The organism is Kitasatospora sp. NPDC057936, from assembly GCF_042887525.1.
Lineage (GTDB): Bacteria > Actinomycetota > Actinomycetes > Streptomycetales > Streptomycetaceae > Kitasatospora.
In genome coordinates this window covers 90598-99319 of sequence record NZ_JBHVPD010000024.1, presented here as the reverse complement: position 1 = coordinate 99319, position 8722 = coordinate 90598, and the positions used below count along the sequence as shown (strand labels likewise).

The 8722-nt window shown below is 65.9% G+C and carries 3 protein-coding genes; all 3 read right to left on the bottom strand.

What is annotated here, in order from left to right:
- Positions 1-118 precede the first annotated feature (118 nt).
- Complete coding sequence (locus ACFVU9_RS15800) at positions 119-562, bottom strand: DUF4265 domain-containing protein (protein WP_387593731.1); 444 nt, start codon at positions 560-562, stop codon at positions 119-121.
- A gap of 120 nt (positions 563-682) precedes the next feature.
- The gene (locus ACFVU9_RS15795; protein ID WP_387593726.1) at positions 683-1339 is read right to left on the bottom strand and encodes a HEAT repeat domain-containing protein; all 657 of its coding nucleotides are present in this window, start codon (positions 1337-1339) and stop codon (positions 683-685) included.
- Positions 1293-8426, bottom strand: coding sequence for a polymorphic toxin-type HINT domain-containing protein (locus ACFVU9_RS15790; protein WP_387593724.1), 7134 nt, complete (start codon positions 8424-8426; stop codon positions 1293-1295). Before ACFVU9_RS15790 ends, ACFVU9_RS15795 begins: the two co-directional genes overlap by 47 nt.
- Positions 8427-8722: the final 296 nt, after the last annotated feature.

Sequence of the window (8722 nt, the reverse complement as noted above, 5' to 3'; positions counted from 1 at the left end):
CAGCCCCCCCGCCCAGCGCAGGGGGGCCCATTGAGTGTCAGTCTGCGCTTGGCGGATATTGGCCTATCGAGACAAATTCAAAACGCCTTCTTGCCTAGCACCAAGCAAGCCGACTGGGTTAATCTCGATTCCCAAACCACCAATGAACCCCTCCCTCGGCATTTGCCCAGGAGTCGAGCAACTCCTCCAGCTCTTTGTTCGCCGACACGCAGGGTACTGTGACCACGGCGAATCTCCGGTCAGGTGGCGACTCGACCACCCCGTCCATGGGGCTCGTGATCTCCGAGAGCTTTTCGAGTGAAATTTCCGAGAAAGGGCCGCCGCGATATACCTGGATGCAGTAATTTGGCCCTCGACGTTCAACGGAAAAGCGACCATCGGGAGCGCGGCGAATGATGTCGCCTGCCGCGCATCCCAAGGTCAATCCGGGACTACCAGTGAGCTCGAAGAGATCGACTCCCCGCGGAACGGCCGGAAGGACTTCGAAGACAGGTCCCGTTGCGGTCAGATCAGCCAATAGTGTGACGTGATCTTGATTGTGGTGGGGCTGAGCTTGCGGCATACGCATCATGATGCCATAACCTCTTCCCGTCGCGGCCCCTTCGTCGGGTCGGCTGAAGCATCAGGAAACTATGCCCCAGCCGACCCGACATGGGAATCACCAGCAGTGCGCGCCGAAAGTTCAGCGCAAGTTGAGCGACTCTCGGGCAGCGCCCGCTACGTCACCCCTTGGGCCGACAGCGCAATCCTCCAAGAAACGCAGGGACGCCTCACCCTTCCAGCGCCTCGCCGCAAGCGCGGCCCAATAGCGCACGCCAGCATACGGATCCTGGCTTAGCAAGTACTCCACCATCTGGCTTGAGAGGTCGGAATCCAGGCTGACCTCCTCGTCCCACATTGCCTTCATCGCGCCATCGATCAAGTCCGGCTGAGCCACCCTGAGGCACCAGCGCAACTCTTCCTTGAAGCGATCATCAGCGAGCGCGATTCGGATGATGGAGTCACCCACCGCGCCATACAGGGAATCAAATTTGAATCCCACATCGACGAGATGCTTCAGGAATGAAACAGCAGCACTTTGCCTGCAAGAGCCAAGCGCGATGATCATGTCATATTGAGTCTCCCAGGTTCGCGCATCGACAACCTCGACCTTAAGCGCCTCCAGCAGGCCGCGACCCGCCGCAGGATCTCCTAGCTTGCCAATCTGTTTGGCTGCAGAGCGGCGTCGAGCAGAACTGCTATCGCAAAGCTGGAGGATGAGCTTATCAAGCTTAGCCGACAAGAATTCACTCCTACTCGAATCGCCCGAATCCCGCACCACATCCGCCGCGTTCAGCACACGACTTCCCTGGCGTCACGAAACCCCTGTTTTGCGCACTGCTGTTACATGCCGCGCCTTCGATACAGAGGTTGCGCGGATCAAGATTTCCGCCATTTGCACGCGCGAGATTTACGTGCCCAATCTGCATATCCGCAGGGTTAGTGCTGGTATGCCCGCACCGCCAACATTGATAGTAGCCTCCCTTTCCAGTCTCCGGGTCTGTGGTTCGAGCCAATTCGGCCGCCAGCATCTGATCACGAATATCCCTCGGGACACCTTGCCTAGCGGTTTGGCCGCCACGGCTCGCGGCCCTGTCAGCGGCCGACGAAAGCTGACCATCCGTCAGTACAAACAACGGCAACTGGCATGGCCCTGTGGAAACCCCGGGTGCGTTATGAACCAGGACCGGCGTCGTCCCAGCCAGGACATAGTACGTATGAACGTCAGCAACGGTGAGGTTGTCTGCGGGCTGGGGCTGAGAGGCATAGGTGTGCTTGGCGGCAACAACGACGAAACCGTGGTCTGCGGTACTTAGCCGGTGGCCGACGCCAAGGTCTGCGGCCTCAGTCCAACGCTGGGTGGTGTCATCCCAGTAGGGATGGTGCGAGGTCGAGGTCAGGGTTGTGGTCTGACCTGGCTCGCCTGCGTGGCCGGATGCAGCCAGGGTGAGGTCGGTGAAGCTGGTGTCATCAGGCGTGACGATCTTGTACGTGACGGGCTTGCTTGCGGTTTGGCCGGTTTGCGGGTCGGTCGCGGTGACTGTGTCGCCGGCTTTGATCTCGCCAATCGGTTTGGCGCTTCCATCGCCCATGAGGACCTGGGTGGCTGGAGGGAAGCTGTTGCACGGGTCCAAGCCGACGGCTTCTGGCTTAGCGACGTAGGCGTCGCCTATCGCAGCGAAGAGGAAGGTCCCAGATGCAAAGTTCGCACTTTCGGGGTCGACTCCCTTGCTTACGGCCCAGTCCATGTAGGTCTGCAGTGGGAACTTCTTGGGCTTTTCCTTGGTGCCCAGATAGAGCAGCTTCTCGTAAGCGTCATCAATCGACGTCAGCATCGCTCCAACGCCACCCAAAAAATCCCGGTTGTTACCTTCTGGGCTCTTGGGCTTCGGGGGCGGACCTATGGGCTTGATGGGCCTGAAGCCGGGCTCGCTTTCGTAGAGACGTTCCTTCGCGGAGTCCGGGACGGAGTCGCTGGTCTCCGCCGTGTTGTGGATCGTGATGGTGCCGCCGTCGATGCCGTGGCACTGGTAGAGAGTGCCGCATTCCTCGGCCTTGAGACCGCTGGGGTCACTGAGGTTGACGGGGTTGTTGCTGCTGTAGGCGTAGGCGTTCCACTGCTGCGGGGTGGCCGTGTCGATGAGTGGGTCGGGGTTGAGGAAGCGGCCGGTGGTCGGCTGGTATTCGCGGGCGCCGAGGTTGGTCAGCCCCGTCGCGTCGTCCTTGGTCCCGCCGATGAAGCCGTGGTCGCCAGCCCAGGTGGTGGGCTGGGTACCGCGGGGGTTGCCAAACGGGTCGGAGGGGCGGCGGGATTCAGCGAGGGTGGTGCCGTCGAAGGCCAGGTTTCCGGTGCCGTGCGGGTCGGCGATCTGGTAGGTACTGGTGCCGCCCTGGCGGACCAGAGTGACGCCTCCGGGGATCTGGTAGTAGCGGACGCCGGTGACGGTGCTGCCGTTGTAGACGAGTTCGTCGCCGCCGAGGTTGATGGTGGTCTTACCGGGGTCGCGGCGGATGAGCTGGTTGCCGGCGGCGTCGTACAGGTAGGTGGTCGGTCCGGCGGTGCCGGTCTTGCTGTAGGAGGCGAGCTTGTCCTCGCCATTCCACGTCAGGGTGGCGGTGCCGGAGGTGTCGGTGACAGCGGTGGTGTTGCCCGCCGCGTCGTACTGGGCGCTGGAGGCGCTGGTGCCCGCCGGCGAGGTGGTGCTGGTGGTGGTCAGGGCGTGCGGACCGCCGGTTCCGCCACCGGTGTTGGGCGCGGTGGTCGGGGTGTTGACGGTGCCAGTGGCTGGGAAGGTCTGGTTGGTGGTGGTGTCCTTGGTGGTGTCACCGGACGGATCGTGCTGGACGAGCTGGGTGCGGTTTCCGGTCAGGTCGTAGCCGTAGCTCTGCCAGTACGCGGCGGGTCCGCCGACCGTCGTCCTCAGCGGAGCCTGGGCGCCGCTGGTGGGCGAGGAGTTCGCGCAGGAGCCGATGCCTCCCACCGTGGGCTGCGGAGCCTGAGTGAGCGTGCCGGTGTCGGTCCACGCGTTGGCCAGGCGCCCGAGGTAGTCATAGCCGAAGCACTGGAGGTCCGTCGCCGACGGGGTGTTGTCCGGGATGTTGCGGACGGCCGTCATCCGCCCGGCTGCGTTGTAGGCGTAGGTGACCTGCTGAACCGCGCCGGTGGCGGCGGTCTGCTTGTCGACGAACTGCTGCAGCGGGCGGCCGGTGGATTCGTCGTAGGTGTTGGTGACGACGATCTGGGCGCCCCACGGGTTCACCGTGGCACGGATGGGGCGGCCGTAGGCGTCCCAGTTCGAGGACACGTCATAGGTCGCGCCGCCGAAGGCACCGAAGCTGCCCAGCGGGCCGTACTGGTCGTAGCTGTAGTTGATCGTCTCGGCGGCGATGTCGCCGACGGCCGAGCGGTTGTCGGCGGTGACGGCGCCGGTGATGGGGTCGAATCTCGCCTGGTAGGTGTAAGTGAACGGCGTGGTGCCCTGGCCGATCTCGGTGCCGGGGATCGTCGTGGTGGTCTTGGTCGGGTGGTAGGCGGTGTCGTACGACAGGATCGCACTGGTGTAGGCGCTGCCGGAGGCGCCACCCACATATCGGGTCGATACGGCGGGCTGGCCGGGGAGGAGCGTGTCGTAGGTGAACCCGGTCAGCTGGTTGGCCGGTGTGACCGTCCCGGTGTAGGAGCCGGTGGTGCGTCCGAGCAGGTCGTAGGTGTAGGCAAGGGCCTGGCCGCGTGCGTCCGTGGTGGAGGCGAGCCGGCCGTCGGTGTCGTAGGTTTTGGTTGTGGTTCCGGTGTCCGGGTCGGTGGCGGTCACCTCACGGCCGCGCAGGTCATAGCCGCGGGTCCAGGTGTTCCCGGCCGCGTCCTTGTGCGAGGCGAGCTGGCCGGCCGACGTGTAGGAGTACGAGGTGACGTCCGCGTCTGCCGAGTTCCCGGTGGCGGTCGCCGATTTGTACTGCCACAGCTGGGCGGTGCGTCCGCGCGCGTCCTTGACGACGGATGTGGGCGTCGCGCCGGCGGGCGGAGTGGTGTCCGTCCGGTCCGCACCCGGGTAGGCCGTGGTGGTTGTGTTCTGGGTCACGCCATAAGCGAGCATCTGCTGCGTTACGGGGCGGCCGAGGCCGTCGTAGGCGGTGTCGGTCTCGCTTGGGACCTTGTTCGACGTGGTCTGGAACCGCGTCGTGCTGGGTACCGAGTCGCTGTTGTACCAGGGGCTGTTGGAACTGCTGACCCGCCCGTGCGAGTCGTAGGCGGTGTCGGTGATCAGCCGGCCGGCCTTGTAGGCCGAGAGTGCCGGTGTGGACTGGGTCTGGACGACCCTGCCCGTGCCGTCCATGATCTGGATGCTGACAGCGTACGTCTGCCCATCAGACATCAGCGTGGAACTGGTCACCGTGGGCGGCACCGCGTTGCCGTTGACGACACCCGGGATCGAGTAGGCGTACGTGGCGTTGGCGGTGGCCGTGGTGGCGCGTCCGGGGTTCCAGACGCTGGTGACGCGCCCGAGGGCGTCGTAGGCCTTGGTGGTCGTCCGCCCGTTGGGGTCTGTGGTCTTGGTGGTGAGTCCTCGGGCCGTGTCCAGAATAGTCGTGGTGGTACGGCCGGTGGCGGCGTCACTGGCGCCGGCCGGGGCCGGGGTGGTGACGCTGACGGTGCCCGGCAGCTCACCGGCAGTGGACGCGGTGTATGCGGTAGTGGTGGTGGCACCGCCCGGGTGCGCACTGTCGGTGGCGTTCGGGTCGGTCACGCTGACCGGGCGCCCGTAGCCGTCGTATGCCTTGTTCACCGCGGTGAACTGCGGCGTTCCGCTCGCGTCGTAGTGATCGAGCGTCAGCGTGCTCGTCGAGTCGTGAGTGGCTCCGAGTTGCCCGACAGGCTGGCCGTCGTAGGCAGTCCTGGTCCAGGAGACGGTGTTGGCGGCTGTCGGCGTCGCGGTGCAGGAACCGAAGCCAAAGACCCCGATCTGCTCCGACGGGACTGCCAGAACCTGGGGGTCGGAGCCGACCGCGTAGTTGGTGCGGGTGCAGATGTCCGGCAGGCCGTCGGCGGTGTCGAGCGAGGTCAGGAGCCGGTTGCCGTGCGCCGAGTCGGTCGTGGTGCTCTTGGCGGACGTGATCCAGCTGCCGTCGCTCTTCAACGACCGTGACGTCATGGCCGAGCTGGTGGCCTTGTAGCGCGCGATGAGAGCCGGCAGGCTGCCCTGGCCGTGCGTCGCCGTGGTGACCGGGCCACTCGAGGTGTTGACGGAGTAGCCGACGATGGTTCCGCCGGCCTGCGTGTAGGTGTCGGACTCCACGGTCTCGCCAGAGAGCCAGTCGGAGTCGGTGACCTGCCCACTCATCGGGCCCGCGACCGAGACGCTGCGGGCGCTACCGTTGGCGAGGATGTCTCCGTCCATGCCTTGGTAGTACGTGATCGACTGCTGGGACTTGGAGCCGTCGTTGCCGCTTCCGGTGACGGTGGTGACGCTTGCGTAGCCGCGGAACTGGTCCCAGGTGCGGTTCTGGTCCTGGGTCGTCGCCGAGTCGTTGCGGTGCCAGGCGGCGTTGCCGTAGCTGTAGCTGGTCACCATCGGTGTCGAGCCCGGGGTGCCCGGGGTCGTAGTGACGGTGGCGACCGGGTACTTCTGGAACCAGTCGTCCACGGGGGCCGCTCCAGCGGCTGAACCGGGCGGGCTCCACTTGACGTTGTAGCAGGAGAGCGTGTCGCTGTCGGCTGAGGCCGGCATTACGTTGTTCACGCGCGAGCAGGCGGCGTTGGCGTAGGTGACACCGATGGTCCCGCCGGTCTCGGTGGTGATCATCTGGATGCGCGGCCGGTTGTAGGCCGGCGGCGCGGGCACCAGGTTCGTGCCGTCCACCCGGTTGGGCAGCAGCATCGAGGTGAAGGACACCGGCGGCAGCGTGACCTGCGTTCCGGAGGCCTGGGTGTCCTGGCCGGTGCGCTGGACCGAGGCCAGCCAGGGGACCTGGGTGTTTTCGGTCGGGTTCTGCACGTTGATGAACACGTGGTTCAGCGCGTACGAGTCCACTGTCTGGTAGGCGCCGTTCACCTTCACCTGGGTGGCGATCGATGACAGCCACTTGGTGGACCAGAACGTCGGCCCGTAGTTGCTGCACGCGCTGGTGGCGTCGCACTGCTGGTCGAGCGGGACGTCCGGCCAGTTTGCCGCGTTGGCCGCGATGCGCTGCGACGGGTCGCAGGCCGCGGTGGAGGTGACGCACCGCTCCAAGGTGTTGAAGACGATCTTCGCGGCGGGGTTGTAGGAGCCGTTGTTGTTCAGCTGGTCCGACAGACGCTGGCCGTAGCCAATCGAGGAGAGTGTGCCCGCGCGCGTGTAGGCGGTGCTGGTGCCGTTCCCGTTGTTCTGGCCGCCTCCGAGGGAGTAGTAGTTCGTCTCGGGCGTGTAGGTGTAGGTGACCAGGTTGCTGTGCGGGTCGACGACGAAGTCGAGGTTCCAGCGCCAAGCTGTCTGGCACCACGAGCCCTGGCCCTTGGCCGGGTCGTAGCACGGGTCCCCGCTGTTGGGCGAGTAGACCGGGACGGTCCAGGCCGAGCCGCTGTCCGCGCCGAGTGTGGTCGGGTTGCCGTTCGCGTCCGGGACGTGGTTGAGGCCGAAGTAGTACACCGTGCCACTGGTGTCGGTGACCTTGATGTAGGAACCGTTCCAGGTGCCGTTGGTCGCGCCGGTCAGGAACTGGATCTTCGTGCCGTCGTCGTCCTTGAGCCGCCAGGTGCAGGCCGCCTGCTCCATCGCGGCAGGAGCGCCGGACTGGCAGGACGCGTCGTCCGGAACGAGCTGGCCGGAGTGGCCGCCCAGGGACAGGGTCATGTTGGCCCCGCCCCAGCACTGGTCGCCGGAGCCCGCGATGCCGTCCTGCGAGCAGGCCTTGTACGACCGCTCGACAAAGCCGGCACCGAGGTCCCAGCCGTCACCGATCCAGGACGCCTGCGAGTTCGTCGACGACGTCTTGCCGTCCACCGACGACGAGTCGTACGACAGAGAGACCGTCGGCGAGGTGCCGGCCAGCGCCGACGGCGCCTGGATGGGGTAGCTGTAGGTGAACGCACCTGATGACCCGCCGCCGGTCCAGGCCTGCGAGGGTGCGAGCGGCGTCGCCGCGTAAGTGCCCGCGCCGCTGGAGGCGCCCGACACCACGCCGACCGTCGTCGACGTCGTGGTGTTGCCCGCGTACACGGCCCGGATTGCGCCGTCGGCCGCAGTGGCCGAGGCCTTGATGGTCGCGGACTTGGCGGTTCCCGTTCCGGTCAGCGGGAGGTCGGCGACGAGCTTCTTCGTAGACGGGTCGTAGTGCGAGTCCAGGGGCGTCTGCTTCTGGCAGTCCGGGGACTTCGGCGTCGTCGTCGCACACTCCGGCAGAACCACCAGGTGGGCCCGGGCGGCCCAGTTCGCGCCGAACGCCGTGTCCAGGCTCGACGCGTCGACACCCAGACGCACGGGCGCGTCATCGCCCGCACCGGGGCGCGTGAGCGTCACCGCCACACCCGGAATGCCCGCGGCCGCAGTCGAGTTGGCGTCTGCCACGTCGACCTGGATCGTCTGGCCCGCAGCCGACGAGCCCGCCAGCGGCGCGACCGTGACGGGAAGTCCGGAAGCCTTCGCCTCGGCACCGGCCTGCGGGGACTCACCCGTTCCAAGAGCCTTGGCCTCTGGCGCGGTTCCGAGCGTCACCGAGGCATGGCCACCAGGGAGCGCCTGCGGGCCCTTTGGCGGCGTCCAGGCCGGCGGCACTGGGTGCTCCGGCTTCGGGGCCGCGACCGGTGTGACATTCCGGCCGGCGATCGAAGCGGTCTTCGGCAGGGCCGTGTTCGGCGGGGACCACTTGCGCGAGTAGTCCGGCCCGTCCGCCGCTACCGCGAACGGCACGGGGGCAAGGAGGGACCCGAGGATGGCGGCCGTGGTGACGGCTGCGAGGCGCCGCCTTATCCGCCCTCGCGCGCCCCTTCTGTTCTCAAGAGCCAATGGGCGTGCAAATAGCACCTTTTGTTCCCCCACATCCACCCTCCGATAGGAGAGGGCTTGAAATAGATCAGAAATGGCGGATTTTATCGATCATTATCGACAAAGCGTCAAGCCCTTGAGGCTAGTGAGAAATATCACCAGAGCCGTAAATCGATCCCTTCTGTGCTATTTCGGACACCGCCGCCGGGACGGACTTGCCG

Bases quoted from the DNA above. Each gene is read 5' to 3' on its own strand.
- ACFVU9_RS15800 (WP_387593731.1), bottom strand. From the start codon at position 562: ATGCCGCAAGCTCAGCCCCACCACAATCAAGATCACGTCACACTATTG.